13 protein-coding genes are annotated in these 17,626 nt (G+C 67.8%); 4 read left to right on the forward strand and 9 right to left on the reverse strand.

From position 1 onward, the window contains the following. Positions 1 to 2: 2 nt before the first annotated feature. The 8 genes from ACIPC1_RS08555 to ACIPC1_RS08590 all read right to left on the reverse strand — a co-directional run bounded on the left by ACIPC1_RS08555 (position 3) and on the right by ACIPC1_RS08590 (position 12,165). A complete protein-coding gene (locus tag ACIPC1_RS08555) occupies positions 3 to 1,100 on the reverse strand; it encodes an ABC transporter ATP-binding protein (protein WP_402514877.1) in 1,098 nt (365 codons plus the stop codon). A 35-nt stretch (positions 1,101 to 1,135) separates the two neighbouring features. Then, positions 1,136 to 2,200 carry an ABC transporter ATP-binding protein gene (locus tag ACIPC1_RS08560; protein ID WP_384388725.1) on the reverse strand — a complete coding sequence of 355 codons (1,065 nt, stop codon included), beginning with the start codon at positions 2,198 to 2,200 and terminating at the stop codon, positions 1,136 to 1,138. Between the two features lie 151 nt (positions 2,201 to 2,351). Next, positions 2,352 to 3,329 (reverse strand): ABC transporter permease, encoded by a 978-nt coding sequence (locus ACIPC1_RS08565; protein ID WP_402514487.1) that lies wholly within the window; start codon positions 3,327 to 3,329, stop codon positions 2,352 to 2,354. A gap of 90 nt (positions 3,330 to 3,419) precedes the next feature. Beyond that, positions 3,420 to 5,216 carry an ABC transporter substrate-binding protein gene (locus tag ACIPC1_RS08570; RefSeq protein WP_402514490.1) on the reverse strand — a complete coding sequence of 599 codons (1,797 nt, stop codon included), beginning with the start codon at positions 5,214 to 5,216 and terminating at the stop codon, positions 3,420 to 3,422. A 99-nt stretch (positions 5,217 to 5,315) separates the two neighbouring features. Beyond that, positions 5,316 to 6,344, reverse strand: a complete 1,029-nt coding sequence (locus ACIPC1_RS08575; RefSeq protein ID WP_402514492.1) for an ABC transporter permease — start codon at positions 6,342 to 6,344, stop codon at positions 5,316 to 5,318. Between the two features lie 678 nt (positions 6,345 to 7,022). Further along, positions 7,023 to 8,930, reverse strand: a complete 1,908-nt coding sequence (gene typA, locus ACIPC1_RS08580; protein WP_402514493.1) for a translational GTPase TypA — start codon at positions 8,928 to 8,930, stop codon at positions 7,023 to 7,025. A gap of 167 nt (positions 8,931 to 9,097) precedes the next feature. Then, positions 9,098 to 9,754 carry a hypothetical protein gene (locus tag ACIPC1_RS08585; RefSeq protein ID WP_402514494.1) on the reverse strand — a complete coding sequence of 219 codons (657 nt, stop codon included), beginning with the start codon at positions 9,752 to 9,754 and terminating at the stop codon, positions 9,098 to 9,100. Between the two features lie 137 nt (positions 9,755 to 9,891). After that, positions 9,892 to 12,165: an ABC transporter family substrate-binding protein gene (locus tag ACIPC1_RS08590; RefSeq protein ID WP_402514496.1), complete on the reverse strand. Its 2,274-nt coding sequence runs from the start codon at positions 12,163 to 12,165 to the stop codon at positions 9,892 to 9,894. A 440-nt stretch (positions 12,166 to 12,605) separates the two neighbouring features. Between ACIPC1_RS08590 and ACIPC1_RS08595 the strand changes: the two genes are divergently transcribed. From ACIPC1_RS08595 to ACIPC1_RS08610, 4 genes are read left to right on the forward strand one after another with little or no spacing between them, the layout of a single operon-like run. Continuing rightward, complete coding sequence (locus tag ACIPC1_RS08595) at positions 12,606 to 12,893, forward strand: hypothetical protein (protein ID WP_402514498.1); 288 nt, start codon at positions 12,606 to 12,608, stop codon at positions 12,891 to 12,893. A 50-nt stretch (positions 12,894 to 12,943) separates the two neighbouring features. Then, on the forward strand, positions 12,944 to 13,765 hold the full coding sequence (locus tag ACIPC1_RS08600; protein ID WP_402514500.1) for a hypothetical protein: 822 nt from the start codon (positions 12,944 to 12,946) through the stop codon (positions 13,763 to 13,765). Further along, complete coding sequence (locus ACIPC1_RS08605) at positions 13,765 to 15,738, forward strand: fumarate reductase/succinate dehydrogenase flavoprotein subunit (RefSeq protein ID WP_402514502.1); 1,974 nt, start codon at positions 13,765 to 13,767, stop codon at positions 15,736 to 15,738. Before ACIPC1_RS08600 ends, ACIPC1_RS08605 begins: the two co-directional genes overlap by 1 nt. Then, entirely contained in the window at positions 15,735 to 16,502 is a 768-nt protein-coding gene (locus tag ACIPC1_RS08610) for a succinate dehydrogenase/fumarate reductase iron-sulfur subunit (RefSeq protein ID WP_402514504.1), read from the forward strand. The genes ACIPC1_RS08605 and ACIPC1_RS08610 overlap by 4 nt, the downstream gene beginning before the upstream one ends. A gap of 12 nt (positions 16,503 to 16,514) precedes the next feature. Here ACIPC1_RS08610 and ACIPC1_RS08615 read toward each other — a convergent pair whose 3' ends face one another. After that, positions 16,515 to 17,417 (reverse strand): class I SAM-dependent methyltransferase, encoded by a 903-nt coding sequence (locus ACIPC1_RS08615; RefSeq protein ID WP_402514506.1) that lies wholly within the window; start codon positions 17,415 to 17,417, stop codon positions 16,515 to 16,517. Between the last annotated feature and the right edge of the window lie 209 nt (positions 17,418 to 17,626).

Below are 17,626 nucleotides of genomic sequence, written 5' to 3' on the forward strand. Positions count from 1 at the left end.
CCTCAGTTCTTCGTGATCCCGTCCTCCAGCGCCGCCAGCGCCGGGTCCAGGATGATGTCCTCCGCGCGAGCCCCGATCGTCGGGTCCTCCGGGAAGTGGCACGCCGTCAGGTGGCCCTCGGCGTTCCCCGAAAGGCGGACCAGCGGTGGCTCCTCCTGCGCGCACTTGTCCTGCGCCTTCCAGCAGCGAGTGCGGAAGCGGCAGCCGGAGGGCGGGGAGATGGGCGAAGGCACATCGCCTTCCAGCCGGATGCGTTCCTTCTTCTCGGCGTCGATGTCGGCATCGGGGACGGCCGACATCAGCGCGTGGGTGTAGGGGTGGCGCGGGCCGGTGTACAGCGACGTACGGTCGGCGATCTCCACGATCTTGCCGAGGTACATGACCGCGACACGGTGCGAGAAGTGCCGGACGATCGCCAGGTCGTGGGCGATGAAGACGAACGCGATGCCCATCTCGCGCTGGACCTCCTGGAGCAGGTTCACGACCTGCGCCTGGATCGAGACGTCCAGCGCGGACACCGGCTCGTCCGCCACGATCAGCTTGGGAGACAGCGCCAACGCCCTTGCCACGCCGATACGTTGCCGCTGCCCGCCGGAGAACTCGTGCGGGAAACGGTTGTAGTGCTCGGGGTTGAGGCCCACCGTCTCCAGGAGCTCCCGTACCCGGGCCTCGCGCCCGCCCGGCGGACGGACTCCGTTGATCTCCATCGGGGCGGAGATGATGGTGCCGACCGTCTGACGGGGGTTCAGCGAGGCGTACGGATCCTGGAAGATCATCTGGATCTCGGAGCGGATCGGGCGCAGTTGCCGCCGGGTGGAACGGCTGATGTCCTTTCCGCGGTACAGGATCGTGCCGTCCGTCGGCTCAAGGAGCCGGGTCAGCAGCCGTCCCGTCGTGGACTTGCCGCAGCCCGACTCGCCCACCACGCCCAGGCTTTCGCCGGGGAACACGTCGAAGGAGACCCCGTCCACGGCCTGGACGGCGCCGACCGTGCGCTTGATCGGGAAGCCACCCTTGACCGGGAAGTGCTTCTTCAGGTCGGTGACACGCAGCAGCGGTTCCCGTGCCTCGTCCCGCTGCCCGGGGATCGCGTCGGTCACGACCGCGGTTTTCTCGTCGCTCACAGTCAGTCCCCTCAGCCCAGCCTGGGCCGAATCGTGTCGGTGAAGATGTGGCTCTTTTGATCCGGTGTCAGATGGCAGGCCGAGCCGCGCCCCACCGGAAGTTCGGGCCGTACGTCCACACAGCGGTCGGAGCCCTCGACCTCGGCCGTGAAGGTGCACCGCGGATGGAACGGGCACCCCGAGGGCGGGTTCAGCAGCGACGGGGGCGCGCCCGGAATGGGCACCAGCGGTTCGTCGACATCCGCCGTGAGGCGCGGCATGGATCCCAACAGTCCCCAGGTGTACGGGTGTTGCGGGGCCTTGAGTACCTCGCGGACCGTGCCGCGCTCGACCGCCCGGCCCGCGTACATCACGAGCAGGTCGTCCGCCATGTTCGCGACCACCCCGAGATCGTGGGTGATCATGATGATGGCGGAGCCGAACTCCTGCTGGAGGTCTTTCAGGAGGTCCAGGATCTGTGCCTGGACGGTCACGTCGAGGGCCGTCGTCGGCTCGTCGGCGATCAGTAGATCCGGGTTGCAGACGAGGGACATCGCGATCATCACGCGCTGGCGCATACCGCCGGAGAACTGGTGCGGGTAGTCGTCCACACGCTCCTTGGCGTGCGGGATGCCGACCTTCGTCAGCATCTCGATCGCCCGCGCCCTCGCCTCCTTCTTGGAGGCTCCGGTGTGCTTGCGGAACGGCTCACCGATCTGCCGCCCGACCGAGTGGTAGGGCGACAGCGCGGTCAGCGCGTCCTGGAAGATCATCGCCATCTTGTTGCCACGGAGCTTCTCCAGTTCGCTCTCCGTGGCGGTGGTCAGCTCTTTGCCGTCGAGGACGATCTCGCCCTCGATCGTGGTGTTGAGCGGGCTGTGCAGGCCGAGGACCGTCAGGTTGGTGACGGACTTCCCCGACCCGGACTCACCGACGATGCCGAGGGTCGTACCGCGCTCCAGATCGAAGGAGAGACCGTCGACCGCCTTGACGTCGCCGTCCTCCGTGGAGAACCGCACGTGCAGGTCGCGGACCGAGAGAAACGCGTCGGATCCGGTGGGAGCCGGCGCGTCCTCCGGCTTGGTGAGAGTGGTCACTGCGGTTTCTCCCGGTACTACGAAGCAGGACGACGAGCAGGACTGCGGCACAGCCAATACGGCAGAGCTACTACGGGGCTACTCGACTACGGAGCCATCTGAACTACGGGACTACGGGACTACGGGACTACGGGACTACGGGACTACGGGACTACGCCAGTCGTACCCGCGGATCGACCACCGCGTACAGGGCATCGACGATGACGTTCAGTACAAGGATGAACGCGGCGCTGACGAGCATCACGCCCATCAGTTTCGGCAGGTCCTTGCCGATCACCGAGTCGACCGCGAGCCGGCCGAGGCCCGCGAGACCGAAGGTGAACTCGGTGACGATGGCGCCGCCGAGCAGTGCGGAGAGGTCCATGCCGAGGATGGTGAGGATGGGAATGAGCGAGCCGCGCCAGGCGTACCGGAAGAAGACGTATCTGCCGGACATGCCCTTCGCTCGGGCGGCGCGCACATGCTCCTCCTGGAGCTGCTCGATCATCGTCGAGCGTGCCATACGCGTGTAGTTGGCGGTGAAGATCACGGACATGACGAGCCAGGGGATCAGCAGGCCCATGAACCACCCCCACGGATTCTCGGTCAGCGGCACGTACTTGGGCTTGTCGAGCCAGCCCGTGCTGTAGACGAAGATGCCGAGGACGATCGGGCCGAGGAAGTAGATCTGGAACGAGCTGAGGACCAGCGAGATGCTGCTGGCGCCCTTGTCCAGCCAGGTCCCCCGGAAACGGGCGGCGATCATGCCGGTGCCGAGGCCGACGATGAGGAAGACGACCAGGCCGCCGACCGTGAGCGACAGCGTCAGCGGGAAGCGGTCCATGATCGTGTCCCAGACCATCTGCTGGTCGCGGAAGGAGACGCCGAAGCAGGGGGCTGGGCAGTGACCCACGGCGAAGTCCCGCCCGACGAAGACGCCGGAGAGGAACTTCCAGTACTGCACGGGCAACGGTTCGTCCATGCCCAGGTTCTTGTGGATGATCGCCAGCGCGTCCGGGGTGCAGTTCTTGGCGCACGAGAGCAACGCCGGATCCTGGGGAATGGCGTAGTACATGAGGAACGTGACGACGCTGATCAGCAGAAGGATGAGCATCGCGCCGAACGTCCGGCGAAGGATGAATCGAAGCATGGCGGAACGCTGCTCTCGGGACGGCTACGGCCAGGGACGGACAGGAGCACCCGGGGGCGCGCTCGGCTGAGTGCGCCCCCGGGACCATGATCAGCTCTTGAGGAAGACCCGGGTCGGGTCGATGTAGCTGGTCACCGTGGAGTAGCGCAGGCCGCCCACGTTGGAGCCGGCGATCTGGAACACCTTGGTGTAGTAGATCGGCGCGGCCGGGTTGACCTTCTCGCTGATGTACTGGTTGAGGGCGTTCCAGGCCTTGGTGGCCTCCGCGGAGTCCGTGATCTTCTGAATGCGGACGATCTCGGAGTTCACGTGGTCGTCGTTGATGTGCGCGTAGTTCGACGAACCGTCCTGGATCTGCGTGCCGTCGTACAGCGGCGGGAAGACGGTGCTGGCGGAGGCCCAGTCCTGGCCCCAGCCGGTCATGTAGATGTCGAAGCCGTTGTCGACCTTGCCGACCTGCTCGTACCAGGTGGCGGAGTCGATCTCCTTCTTCTGGACGTCCAGACCGATCTTCCCGAGGGCGTTCTCGATGAGGAGGGCCTGCTGCTGGCGGACCGGGGTGTTGGCGTAGGCGTAGACGATCTTCTTGCCGTCGGCGCCGGCCTCCTCGACCAGCTTCTTGGCCGCCTCGATGTCACCGTTGGGCTTCTTGGCCCGGTTGAAGGGGTCGTACGCCTTGTCGTAGCCCGGAGTGGTGGGCGACATCAGGCTGTTGGCGACCTCACCGCCGTAGGCGCCGCCGTCGGCCTTGAAGACCGAGGTGGCCGGCAGGGCCAGGGTGATCGCGTCACGGAGCTTCTTGTCCTTGACGCGGTCCAGGTTGAAGTTCAGCTGCCACACGTACGGCGCGTAGCCCTGGACGGAGCGCTTCATCGCCGCGGCGTCGGACACGACCTTCTGCACCTGCGTGGTGGCGACCTGACCGGTCATCATGATCGCGTTCTGGGCGTCACCGCGGTCGGCGAGGATCGTCTTGGTCTGGTCCTCGTCGTCGTGGTTGACCTCGATGTTGAAGCCGTCGACGTACTGGTGACGCATCGGGTCCGAGGCCGCGTCCCAGTTGGCGTTCTTGACCAGCGACACGCTCTTGCCAGGCTTGAACTCCGAGATCTTGTACGGACCGACGGCGACCGGGTCGGTGTCGTACTTCTCCTTGGTGTCCGTCTCCTCGGGCACGATGGAGTATCCGGGCATGGCCAGGGCCTGCGCCAGGTCCGGCTGCGCGTTCTTGAACTTGAAGACGACGGTCTTGGCGTCGGGCGTGGCCAGCACGGTGTCCGGCAGGTGCTTGTCCTTGAACGGACCCGCGTACGCGTCGCGGTAGGTGGTACCGGAGCCCGACAGCCACTGCTGGACGTAGGTCGGCCCGTCCGTGATGAACGGGTCGTAGAGCCGCTCGATGGTGTGCCTGATGTCGGCCGAGTCGATCACATGACCGTTCTCGTCCTTGATGCCGTCCTTGAGCGTGAACGTCCAGGTCTTGCCGCCGTCGGAGATCTTGCCCGGGTCGGTGGCGAGGTCACCGACGACGGTGAGACCGCCGTTGTCGTCTTCCTTGTACGTGGTCAGACCGCGGTAGATCAGCTTGGAGAGCAGGCCGCCGTCGCTGACGTAGATCTGGGCGGGGTCGAGGTGCGAGAAGTCGGTCTCCTGATAGACCTGTATGGTGCCGCCGGCCTTGGCTCCGGCGACCTCCGCCGCGGGACCCGTGGAGTCCGCCGCGGTGCCGAACTTCACGGCCGCGGACTGCGCGGCGGCGTCTTCCTTCTTCTTGCTGTCGTCGGTGTTGCTGCCGCTGTCACTGCTGCTGCAGCCGGCCAGCGCCAGGGCGCCGACCGCGACCGCGGCGAGTGCGGTCCGCCCTCTGCGGGAACTGAGGATGCTCATGGAGTCGAGTCCACCTGCCTGTGAGTAGTGATCACTGGTGCTGCCTTGCGGTGCACGGCCCCGTCGCCGGCTCCCGGGGGGCAGCGGCCCTCGCTGGTATCAGCGGCCCGTCTTGGGATCGAAGGCATCCCGGACGGAGTCCCCGAGGAGGTTGAACGCCACGACGAAGACGACCATGGCGACACCCGGGAAGAACATGTAGACAGGGTCCTGTTCGTAGATGTCCGACCCAATGGCGAACATCCGGCCCCAGTCAGGCGTCGGCTCGGTGTATCCGACGCCGACGAAGGAGAGAAACGCGACCGACAGAATGGTGCTGGGCAGCATGTACGTGCCCTGCACCAGGATCGGTGTGACGAGGTTGGGCAGCAGTTCCTTGCGGATGATCCGCCACGGGGAGGCGCCGGCGACCTTCGCGGCCTCGACGAACTCGCGCTCACGCAGCGAGAGGGTGACCGCCCGGATCAGCCGGGAGAGCCCCATCCAGCCGAGGAACCACAGCACGCCGACGATGGCGAGCGTGCGGATGTAGGTGGGCGTCTCCTCGTCAGGAGCGACGAACACCACCGTGATCACGGGCATGGACGCGATCATGAACAGCTGGTTGGGGAAGGCCAGCAGGAAGTCCGTGAGGCGGCCGAGCCAGTAGTCGACCTTGCCGCCGAAGTACCCGCCGACCAGCCCGATGACGATGCCCATGATCACCATGGCGACCGTCGCCGCGAGTGCCGTGTAGAGCGAGGTACGCATGCCGTACAGGAGCTGCATGAACACATCGCGCCCCAGAGTCGGTTCGATGCCGAACCAGAACTCGGACGTGATGCCGCCGTTGGGTCCTGACGGCATGTTGAAGTCGTTCAGGAGCGTCGGGTCGTCCTGCCCGTAGAGCGTGTACGGATTCTTGCCGTACAGCTTCGAGATCAGCGGAGCGAGGGCGGCGATCAGGAAGAAGAAGAGCACGATGTACGCGGACAGCACACCGGTGCGGTCACGCTTGAACCGGAGCCACATCAGCTGGCCGGGCGATCGGCCCGCCAACTTCTCCGGCTGCTCGGAACGTTTCGGCCCGGCCTTCTCGTCGACCTCGGTGGAGGCTTCCGCGCCCTGGATCTCGATCGGACTGGTCATGGTTCGTCCATTTCATGGGTACGCCGAGTCCGCGGGCCACCACAGGGTGGGGGCGGCCACGGTTCGGACCATGTGAATCAGGAGAGACGTATGCCTAGTAGTCGCTGGGCGCCAGGGCGCGGCGGGCGACAACTCGCAGGTGAACACGCGTAGTTGGCATCTTGTGCCTCCTCATGACTCAACCGGTGCACGGACAGGAGGGGCTTCTTGCTTGACCTCCGACACCCCTGACGGAGGGTCAAGCGCCCCACAGTGCTCGTGAGTCGGCGCTGCCCCCGGCAGCGCATGACCCATTGACCCGAGCGTTACGCGGCTAACTATCTGACATGAGCCAGATACCGACCACTGCCTTTAGGTCTCGGTTCCATCACAGCTGACACGTACATCTTCCAAAATCTGGACAAAATCATCTGCGGGAGAAGTCCGCGAAACGGACTTGTTACATATGTATCGGGCGGGAGGAACCGCATTTCGGACACGGTGCGACGGGAAATCCGGTTGCAGGTGTCATGCGGGACGGCTCGATCTGTCGCAGCAAAAAGCCCGGGTTCCCCATCATGGGGGAACCCGGGCTCAGTTGCCGGTGACTCGGTCATGCCGAGGGGGCCGGATCAGCTTTTCCGGACGGCCGGATCAGCCGCGCCCGACGGCGCGCTCAGCCGTCCGGAAACAGCCGGATCAGCCGTGCTTGGCGCGGCTCGCGGCGCGGCCGCGCTCGCGGGCGTCCAGGTTGACCTTGCGGATGCGAACGGATTCCGGAGTCACCTCGACGCACTCGTCGTCGCGGCAGAACTCCAGCGACTGCTCCAGCGAGAGCTTGCGCGGCGGGACGATCGCCTCGAAGGAGTCGGCCGCGGCGGACCGCATGTTGGTGAGCTTCTTCTCCTTGGTGATGTTCACGTCCATGTCGTCGGCGCGCGAGTTCTCGCCGACGATCATGCCCTCGTACACCTCGGTGCCGGGGTCGGTGAAGAGCACACCGCGCTCCTGGAGGTTTGTCATCGCGAACGCGGTGACGGCGCCCGCGCGGTCGGCGACCAGCGAGCCGTTGTTACGGGTCGTGAGCACGCCGAACCAGGGCTCGTGGCCCTCGTGGATCGAGTGCGCGATGCCGGTACCGCGGGTGCCGGTGAGGAACTCGGTCCGGAAGCCGATGAGGCCACGGGACGGCACGACGAACTCCAGACGGACCCAGCCCGAACCGTGGTTCGACATGTTGTCCATCCGGCCCTTGCGGACGCCCATGAGCTGCGTGACCGCGCCCATGTGCTCCTCGGGGACGTCGATCGTCATGCGCTCGACCGGCTCGTGGACCTTGCCGTCGATCACCTGGGTGACGACCTGCGGCTTGCCGATGGTCAGCTCGAAGCCCTCACGGCGCATCTGCTCGACCAGGATGGCGAGCGCGAGCTCACCACGGCCCTGGACCTCCCAGGCGTCGGGACGCTCGGTGTCCAGGACGCGCAGCGAGACGTTACCGACCAGCTCGCGGTCCAGACGGTCCTTGACCTGACGGGCGGTGACCTTGCGGTCCTTGACGGCCGCCTTCGCGGAGGCGCCCTTGCCGGTGCCGCCGCGGCCGACCAGCGGCGAGGTGTTCGTACCGATGGTCATCGAGATCGCCGGCTCGTCGACCGTGATCAGCGGCAGCGCGATCGGGTTCGCGGGGTCGGCGAGGGTCTCGCCGATCATGATGTCCGGGATACCGGCCACGGCACAGATGTCACCGGGGCCCGCCATCTCGGCCGGCTTGCGGGTGAGCGCCTCGGTCATCAGGAGCTCGGTGATGCGCACGTTGGACATCGTGCCGTCGCGCTTGATCCACGTGACGGTCTGGCCCTTGCGCAGCTCGCCCTGCTCGACGCGGAGCAGCGCGATACGGCCGAGGAAGTTGTCGGCGTCCAGGTTGGTGACGTGCGCCTGGAGCGGGGCGGCCTCGTCGAACTCGGGGGCCGGGACGTGCGACAGGATCGTGGAGAAGAAGGGCTCCAGGCTGTCGCTGTCGGCCGGGACGGTGCCGTCCTCCGGCTTGGTCAGCGAGGCCACTCCGTCACGCGCGCACGCGTAGACGATGGGGAACTCGATCTGCTCCTCGTCCGCCTCCAGGTCCAGGAAGAGGTCGTAGGTCTCGTTGACGACCTCGTCGATCCGGGAGTCCGGGCGGTCGGTCTTGTTGATGCACAGGATGACCGGCAGACGCTGCTGGAGCGCCTTGCGCAGCACGAAGCGGGTCTGCGGCAGCGGACCCTCGGAGGCGTCGACCAGCAGGACGACCGCGTCCACCATCGACAGACCGCGCTCGACCTCGCCACCGAAGTCGGCGTGGCCGGGGGTGTCGATGATGTTGATGGTGATGACGTCGCCGCCATCCTTCGGGTGGTACTTCACGGCCGTGTTCTTGGCCAGGATCGTGATGCCCTTCTCACGCTCCAGGTCATTCGAGTCCATCATGCGGTCGTCGAGCGACTCGGCGGCGTGCGCGGCGAAGGCACCGGCCTGCTTGAGCATGGCGTCGACCAGAGTGGTCTTGCCATGGTCGACGTGGGCGACGATGGCAACGTTGCGGATGTCGTGGCGCGTGGCCATATTGAGGCGCTTCTCCCGGAGTGAGTGGACGGCCCCTCCGCTCACCGGGGTGGGGCCCTGCCGGGCTGAACGCGCCACGGCCTTACCCCATGCTACGTGGCCCTGACACCCGCGGCCTCCGCGGGCCTGCGGACGCAGGCCCGCGCACGGCGTTCCCGGGCTCGTGGTCAGGCGCTCTTCGCGGCGGGCGAATCGGTCGGGCAGAGCTTCCGGGCGGCGGTGCGCTCGGCGGCGCCCGTTGGGGCGAAGCCCCCGACGTCGCGGGGGTCGCCGCAGGTCAGGAACCCGCTGCCGGTCGTCTCCCAGGTCAGTACATGGCCCTTGACCGGCTGGGGGCCGCCACCCCGACAGGTGTACGTGAAATCGGCCTCGACCAGATCGACGTACATCCATGCGTAGTACGCCCCCTGGAGGTGCCCTGTATGTGCCTCGAAGTGCTCCCCGAGTTCGCTCGGCACGGCCGCCTCCGAGGGGTCCGCGAGGGGCACCGTCGTCTTGAGATGCCTGCCCAGCGCCTTGATGGCGTCGGCCGCCCGGACACCGGGGGCCGTGGAGGTCATGTGGGGCTGGTACCTGACGCCCCTCAGCGGATTGAGGTCCACCGACACGGAGTCCGTCTTCGTCGTCAGCCTGATCGGGTCGGCGAGCCCGGTCAGCTTCTGCTCGCGTTCGATGCCGGACCAGGCGTACGTCCCTTGCCTGCACGGCACGGCACTGTCCTGTCTGTCCTTCTGGTCCGCACCGCTCGTGCAGCCCGTGCCGGCGACGAACAGCGCCGCCGCGGCGAGACCCGCCGCCGTGTTCCTGCGAGTGTGTTCGCGCATGGTCTTCCCCCGGTGTCTCCGACGGCCGGTGGTGATCACCGGCCGTCGGGGACACTCTGCCCAGCCCGGTCCCGTCCGGCACTCGGCTTGAGGATGATCTGAGCGAAGAGGATCTGCGCGAGAGGACTACTTGTCCCCTACTTGTCCTTCTTCTCCGTCCCCTGCGGGCCCTGCGCGCCCTTTCGCAGGAAGCCCATGTCCTCGTAGACAGGGGTCTGGAAGCCGAAGGCGCCGGTGTTCGCGAGGTTGGAACGGGCGGCTGTCAGCTGGGGGCGCTGGTAGAGGGGAATCGATCCGGCGGCGGCCCAGATGCGGGCGTCGGCCTTGCGGACCAGGGAGCGCCCCTCTTCCTCGTCGAGTGTGGCGATGGCCTGGTCGAAGAGCTGGTCGACCTGGTCGGTGCCCACGCGGGTGTAGTTCTGCTCGACGGTGAGGGAGCCGTCGGCGGCCGGCACGGGCTTGGAGTAGATGGGGCGGGCGTCGGTGGCCGGGTAGGCGGAGGCGGGCCAGGAGTACAGCGCCAGGTCGTACTCGCCGGACGCGATGTGGTCCTTGAAGTAGCTGTCGTCGGGGACCCGGTTCATCTCCGTGCGGACGCCGACGCGCTCCAGCATCCGCGAGATGCGGTCGGCGACGGCGCGCAGCGACTCCGAGCCGGGGCCGGAGGGGACCACGAAGCGGAGGGTGAGCGGCTTGCCGTCCTTGGCGAGTGCGCCGGCCGCGGCGCCCGCCGGGGCGGCCGTGCCCTTGGGGGCGTACGCGCCGGGCGCACCACCCCTCTTGGCCTCGTTCGCCTCCTTGCGCCCGTACTGCTTGCCGTCGAGGTGCTTGCCGGCCTGCTCGTCCGCGTACCGTCCGGACTGCTTCCTGGAGTGGTCCTTGGGGTCCTTCTTCTTCTCCCGGTCGGCCTCGGCGGGCTTGTTGTCCTCGCCGACGATGTACGTCCCGTCGTCGGCACCTTCCCCGGAGCCTTCCTGGGGGCCGTCTTGGGAGCCTTCTTGGGAGTCCGCCAGCTCGCCCTCGGACCCGGCCGCCTTCTCCGCCTTCTTCTGCTTCTTGACCGGCCCGCCGGGCACCCATCCGGCGTCCGCGAGCAGCGCCCGCGCCTCCTCGGTGTCCTGACCGCCGAGGGCGCCGCTGTTGTCGGCGTACGCCTGCTGGCCCGAGAGCGCGAGGTGGCTGCCGACCGGCACGGCGGGCAGGCCGAGCGGTTCGAGGACCACCTTGGCGAGCTCCTCGCGGTCGAGGGCGCGGGCCACGGCGCGGCGGACGCGCTCGTCGGCGAGAGGGCCCTCGGAGCCGTTGAGGGCAAGCTGGGTGTAGGCGGGTTCGAGGGACTTGCGGACCACGAAACCGCGCAGGGCGGACTGCTGGTCGGCGTACTCCGCGAGCGTCTCCCGCCGCTTCTGCCGGGCGCTGATCTCCTCGCCCGCGGCCTCCTCGTCGGAGCCGTGCGCGAGGGCCCAGGAGTGCAGCGCCTTCGCGGGGGTGAGCGCGGCACCGGGACCCTGGAGGGGCGTGCTGCCCTTGTCGCGGGCCGCGAGGGTGATCCGCTCGGCCTCGGAGGGGTCGATCTCGGCCAGGTCGAGCTTGTCGGCGGCGAGTGCGGCGGCCCGCTCGTCGCGGGGGACGGCGCGCAGCACGATCTCGGAGAGCTTGGTGGGCCGCCCCCACCAGCGCGGGTTGCGGGTGAGGGTGACCTTGCCGTCCTCGTGGTCGACCTTCTTCAGTGCGAAGGGTCCCGCGGTGACCTTCAGCTTGCGGCGCGCGCCGTCGTTGAAGGTGTCCGGGGTGCCCATGACGTCCTTCGGGTACAGCGGCGAGAACAGCGACTTCCAGTCGGCGTACGGGCGGCTGAAGGTGACCTTGACCTCCAGGTCGTTGGCGCCGCGTTCGATCTTCTCGATGCGGTCGTAGCCCGCGTTGCGGGCCGTCCAGTACGCGGTGTCCTTGCCGGACAGGGCGCGCCACTGGGCAGCGAAGTCGGGGGCGCCGATCTCGCGGCCGTCGCTCCAGACGGCCTGCTGGTTGAGCTTGTACAGCACGACCTGCTTGGGCTCGCGGTCGGCGACCTTCGCGGACTCCAGGTAGTCGGGGTTGGCCTGCGGCCGCCCGTTCGGGTCGAGCCGGAACATCGAGGGCAGTACGGCGCCGGCGACCCTCGACGTCGCGGCGTCGGCGTCCGCCTGGAAGGTGTTGAGCGTCTCCGGTACGGCGTCCACGGCCCAGCGCAGGGTGCCGCCGTCGGCGATCAGGTCGCGGGTCGCGGGCGCGATGTCCTGCGCGGCCACCGGCTTGCCCGCCTGGTCCTGCTCGCTGCACGCGGTGAGAACGGGTACCGCGAGCGCGCCCGCGGTGAGAAACGCGACCGAGCGCATCACCGCGCGCAGACCGACGCCGTCGTGGGACATCACTGCAACCTCCGGGGGACGCTCTACTGTCGGCTTCTGATCACGTTTGGCGGTATATGGAGCTGATCAGATGTATGCGCCCACTGAAGGGGAGGGGTTCGCCGACGGGGCGGCGACACGGCGGGGGAAGGGCGGAAGCCCACCCGTGCGGCGCAACGAACAACGCTTCTCGGCCCCGCCGCCCCCTTTCAGCCCGTCCGGCGATTGAGGACGAGCGCGTTCAGCGCGACACGGGGGTCTGGGTGCAGCGCCCCCAGGAACACGGGACGGGCAGGGGCGGAGGGGGCGAGAAAACCAACCCCCAGCCCCGGCGCACGGAGGCGCGCGATCCACCAATCCGTGCAGATGCCTTCACAGGGGCTCATGTGACGCGCAACACTCGCAGGCGCATGAACGTTGCCGCCGAGGGGCCGACGCGCCCCGGGAAGTGAGGGCAAGTCATGTCCGTGCAAGACGACCTGACGTCAGTCCAGCGCTGCCTCGACGACCTCGCGAGGTCGGTGAGCCGCCTGGAGCAGCAGATCGGCCCGGGCCTGGAGATGCGCCGCGTGCGCACCGACGCCGACCACCTCCGCGAGAGCGTCGCGCTGCTGAAGGAGGCCGCCCCCGGCCTGACCACCCTCCGGCGCCCCGACCTCGTATCCATCCCCGACACCCCGTACGACACGTCCCTGTGGACGGACTCGGACGACGAGGGACTCGGCGCCCGCGACCGCCGCGCCCCCTGAATCCGCCCCCTGGACCGGAACCCGAACGCGAACCCGACCGGAGTCATGAGTTGGCCACTGGTACGGAACCCCATCCCCACAGCGGCGGTGTACGCGCCGGTACACGCGCCGCGATCACCGCCCCGCACCTGCGGACGGACCGCTGGTGGCTGGCGCCCGCCGCCACCGCGGCCGGTCTGCTGGCCTTCATCGTCTACTCGACATGGCGGGCGTTCGCCGACACGGACTACTACGCGGCGCCGTACGTCTCGCCGTTCTACTCACCCTGTCTGGCGGACCGCTGCGAGCCCATGCGCTCCGGACCCAACGCCGACCTCTTCGGGAGCTGGTGGGGCATCTCCCCCGCCATCCTCATCCTGATCTTCCCGCTCGGCTTCCGGCTGACCTGCTACTACTACCGCAAGGCCTACTACCGCGGCTTCTGGGCGAGCCCGCCGGCCTGCGCGGTCGCCGAGCCGCACAAGAAGTACTCGGGCGAGACCCGCTTCCCGCTGGTGCTCCAGAACATCCACCGGTACTTCTTCTACGCGGCCATCGTCGTCGCCGGGATCCTCACGTACGACACCGTGCTCTCCTTCCGCGACGAGCACTACAACTGGGGCCACATGGGCCTGGGCACCCTGGTCTTCCTGCTCAACATCAGCCTGATCTGGGCGTACACCCTGTCCTGCCACTCCTGTCGGCACATCGTCGGCGGGAAGCTCAGGTACTTCTCCAAGCATCCCGTGCGCTACCGGATGTGGCAGTGGGTCGGGAAGCTGAATGCCCGTCACATGCTGCTCGCCTGGGCGTCGTTGGTGAGCGTGGCGCTCGCCGACTTCTACGTGTATCTGGTCGCGTCCGGCGCCTTTGACGATCCGAGGTTCTTCTGATGTCCGTGGTCGATCGGCAGGAGTGGGACGTCGTCGTGGTCGGTGCCGGGGGCGCCGGACTGCGCGCCGCCATCGAGGCACGCGAGCGTGGCGCCCGTACGGCCGTGATCTGCAAGTCCCTGTTCGGCAAGGCGCACACGGTGATGGCCGAGGGCGGCATCGCGGCCGCCATGGGCAACGTCAACTCCGGTGACAACTGGCAGGTCCACTTCCGCGACACCATGCGCGGCGGGAAGTTCCTCAACCAGTGGCGGATGGCCGAGCTGCACGCGCAGGAAGCACCGGACCGGGTATGGGAGTTGGAGACCTGGGGCGCCCTCTTCGACCGTACGAAGGACGGGCGGATCTCGCAGCGCAACTTCGGCGGGCACGAGTATCCGCGGCTCGCGCATGTCGGCGACCGGACGGGACTTGAACTGATCCGGACCCTCCAGCAGAAGATCGTGGCTCTTCAGCAGGCGGACATGAAGGAGACGGGCGACTACGAGAGTCGTCTGAAGGTGTATCAGGAGTGCACCGTCACCAGGGTTCTGAAGGACGGCGAGCGCGTCTCCGGGGCCTTCTGCTACCAGCGCGAGTCCGGCCGCTTCTTCGTCCTCGAAGCACCCTCGGTGGTGATCGCGACCGGCGGCATCGGCAAGTCCTTCAAGGTGACGTCGAACTCGTGGGAGTACACGGGCGACGGGCACGCACTGGCCCTGCTGGCCGGAGCGCCCCTGCTGAACATGGAGTTCGTGCAGTTCCATCCGACGGGCATGGTCTGGCCGCCCTCGGTGAAGGGCATCCTCGTCACGGAGTCGGTACGCGGCGACGGGGGCGTCCTGCGCAACTCCGACGGCAAACGGTTCATGTTCGACTACATCCCGGACGTCTTCAAGGAGAAGTACGCGCAGTCGGAGGAGGAAGGCGACCGCTGGTACGAGGACCCGGACCACAACCGGCGTCCCCCCGAACTGCTGCCCCGGGACGAGGTCGCGCGCGCCATCAACTCCGAGGTGAAGGCCGGCCGCGGAACACCCCACGGCGGGGTCTTCCTCGACGTCTCCACCCGTATGCCCGCCGAGCTGATCCGGCGCCGACTCCCCTCCATGTACCACCAGTTCAAGGAGCTGGCGGACGTCGACATCACCGCCGAGGCGATGGAGGTCGGCCCGACCTGCCACTACGTCATGGGCGGCATCGCGGTCGAGTCGGACACGGCGGCGGCGCGCGGGGTACCCGGCCTGTTCGCGGCCGGTGAGGTCGCCGGAGGCATGCACGGCTCCAACCGGCTCGGCGGCAACTCGCTCTCCGACCTGCTGGTGTTCGGGCGCCGGGCGGGACTGCACGCCGCGCGGTACGCGACGGAGCTGGGTGAACGGCCCCCGGTTGACGACCTCCAGATCGATGCGGCAGCGGCGGAGGCACTGCGGCCGTTCTCCGCCGAGGGACCCGAGCCGGGCCAGGACAGTGCTCATCTGGGGGACGGCCCCCAGACCCCCGGCGGCCGCCCACCCGAGAACCCGTACACCCTCCACCAGGAACTCCAGCAGACGATGAACGACCTGGTCGGCATCATCCGTCGGGAGCAGGAGATGGAAGCGGCCCTGGAGAAGCTCGCGGATCTGCGGGTACGGGCCCGCCGGGCCGGGGTGGAGGGCCACCGCCAGTTCAACCCGGGCTGGCACCTCGCCCTCGACCTGCGCAACATGCTCCTGGTCAGCGAATGCGTCGCACGAGCCGCTCTGGAGCGTACGGAGTCCCGTGGCGGCCACACCCGCGAGGACCACCCGGCGATGGAGCGCACCTGGCGCCGTATCAACCTCCTGTGCCAACTGACCGACCCCACCGGCGGGTTGGCGGCGACCGACCCCGTGCACGGTCAGATCGACCTGACCAGCGAGACCACCGAACCCATCCGCGCCGACCTGCTGGCCCTCTTCGAGAAAGAGGAGCTGGTCAAGTACCTCGCCGAAGAGGAGCTCTACGAGTGAGCAGCTATGAGGCCCGATTCAAGGTGTGGCGCGGGGATGCGAAGGGCGGCGGTCTGAAGGACTTCGAGGTCGAGGTCAACGACGGTGAGGTGGTCCTCGACATCATCCACCGCCTCCAGGCGACCCAGGCTTCCGACCTGGCCGTGCGCTGGAACTGCAAGGCGGGCAAGTGCGGTTCGTGCTCGGCGGAGGTCAACGGACGGCCGCGGCTGCTGTGCATGACGCGGATGTCGGTGTTCACGCGGGAGGAGACGATCACCGTCACACCGCTGCGCGCCTTTCCCGTCGTACGCGATCTCGTCACGGACGTGGGCTTCAACTACGCGAAGGCGCGTGAGGTCCCGGCCTTCGTGCCGCCCCCCGGGCTGGGCCTGGGCGAGTACCGGATGCAGCAGGAGGACGTGGACCGCCCGCAGGAGTTCCGCAAGTGCATCGAGTGCTTCCTGTGCCAGGACACCTGCCATGTCGTCCGGGACCACGAGGAGAACAAACCGGCGTTCGCGGGCCCGCGCTTCCTGATGCGCGTGGCCGAACTCGACATGCATCCGCTGGACGCCGCCGCCGAGTCCGGCCTGGACCGCAAACGCACCGCCCAGGACGAACACGGCCTCGGCTACTGCAACATCACCAAGTGCTGCACCGAGGTCTGCCCCGAGGGCATCAAGATCACGGACAATGCGCTGATTCCCCTGAAGGAAAGGGCCGTTGACCGCAAGTACGACCCGCTCGTGTGGCTCGGGAGCAAGATCCGGCGGCGGACCTAGACCTGAGGCGCCTCACGCCTCCGCTCGGAGATAGCCGGAGTGGGCCACCTGGCCGAGGAACTTGAGCCGGGTGTCCCCCGTCATGTGCTTCTCGAAGGCCTCTTTGATCCCGGGCCACTTGGGGTGACCGAAGTCGTCCAGGACGACGATGCCGCCGGGCGCGACGATCTGCTCCGCCCACTGCAGATCGGCCTCGACACCGGCGGCGGAGTGGTCGCCGTCGACGATGATCACGCCATAGGAGCGGTCGGAGAGCAGCGCGCGTACTTCCGGGTCCTCGGAGAAGCCCTGCTGGATCCGGGCCCCCGCGCCGGCCGCGCCCACCAGCGCCAGATTGGTGCGCACCGCCGCTTCGCGTACGGGAGCGCCCGACGCGTCCTTCCCCACGGCGGCGCCGGGCTGTAGCTGCTTACCCGCCAGAGGGTCGACGATCGTCAGACTCGGGTCACGTCCTGTGCGCTCCATCATGCGGATCAGGGCCGCGCCGAACATCCCGTACAGAGTCCCGATCTCCAGGATCTCGTCGTTCGGCGGGTCGAGCAGCGGCACGGCGGACAGCTTGCCGACGATGTTCATCGTGCCGCCGGCGATCCGGCCGACCCCGAGCGCCTCCATCGCGATGAGCAGCCGGAACGCCTGCGCGACATTGCGCTCGGCACCGTCCCGGTCGCCTGTCACCTCCGCCAACTGACTGATCGCGCGGTCGAGATTGGGTGCGGACGTCAGCCGTGACGAGCCGCGCCCGGTCTCGTCGAAGAACAGCTCCAGGGGGCGCTGGCGGTTGCGCAGCGTCTTCAGCTCCTGCTGCAACGCGTCGTACTCGGCGTTCTGCGGAACGTTCTTCAGGGAGTTCTGGACGATACGACGGGCCTGGCGCTCTATGCGCTGGTCGATGAGCTCTGTTACGGGGCGCAAGGCTTGCCGGGCAACCTTGTTGGCGAGTATCGCTCGTATCACTGTGTGGCCCTCACGGGGATAGGGAAAGTGGGACGGTATGCCCCACACAGGCAGTTCACAACCAACAGACGCGTCCATACAGGCGAACCCCGCATGACACCTGGGTGGCGGAATGCTTACGTCACCTTCCCCTTGCCGCTGCCATCGACGATCGTGCCAGGTCATCG

Origin of the sequence: Streptomyces sp. NPDC087263, from assembly GCF_044744645.1 — a bacterium.
In the GTDB taxonomy this organism is placed as follows: Bacteria; Actinomycetota; Actinomycetes; order Streptomycetales; family Streptomycetaceae; genus Streptomyces.

Bases quoted from the DNA above. Each gene is read 5' to 3' on its own strand.
- ACIPC1_RS08565 (WP_402514487.1), bottom strand. From the start codon at position 3,329: ATGCTTCGATTCATCCTTCGCCGGACGTTCGGCGCGATGCTCATCCTT.
- ACIPC1_RS08570 (WP_402514490.1), bottom strand. From the start codon at position 5,216: ATGAGCATCCTCAGTTCCCGCAGAGGGCGGACCGCACTCGCCGCGGTC.
- ACIPC1_RS08575 (WP_402514492.1), bottom strand. From the start codon at position 6,344: ATGACCAGTCCGATCGAGATCCAGGGCGCGGAAGCCTCCACCGAGGTC.
- typA (WP_402514493.1), bottom strand. From the start codon at position 8,930: ATGGCCACGCGCCACGACATCCGCAACGTTGCCATCGTCGCCCACGTC.
- ACIPC1_RS08585 (WP_402514494.1), bottom strand. From the start codon at position 9,754: ATGCGCGAACACACTCGCAGGAACACGGCGGCGGGTCTCGCCGCGGCG.
- ACIPC1_RS08590 (WP_402514496.1), bottom strand. From the start codon at position 12,165: ATGTCCCACGACGGCGTCGGTCTGCGCGCGGTGATGCGCTCGGTCGCG.
- ACIPC1_RS08595 (WP_402514498.1), top strand. From the start codon at position 12,606: ATGTCCGTGCAAGACGACCTGACGTCAGTCCAGCGCTGCCTCGACGAC.
- ACIPC1_RS08605 (WP_402514502.1), top strand. From the start codon at position 13,765: ATGTCCGTGGTCGATCGGCAGGAGTGGGACGTCGTCGTGGTCGGTGCC.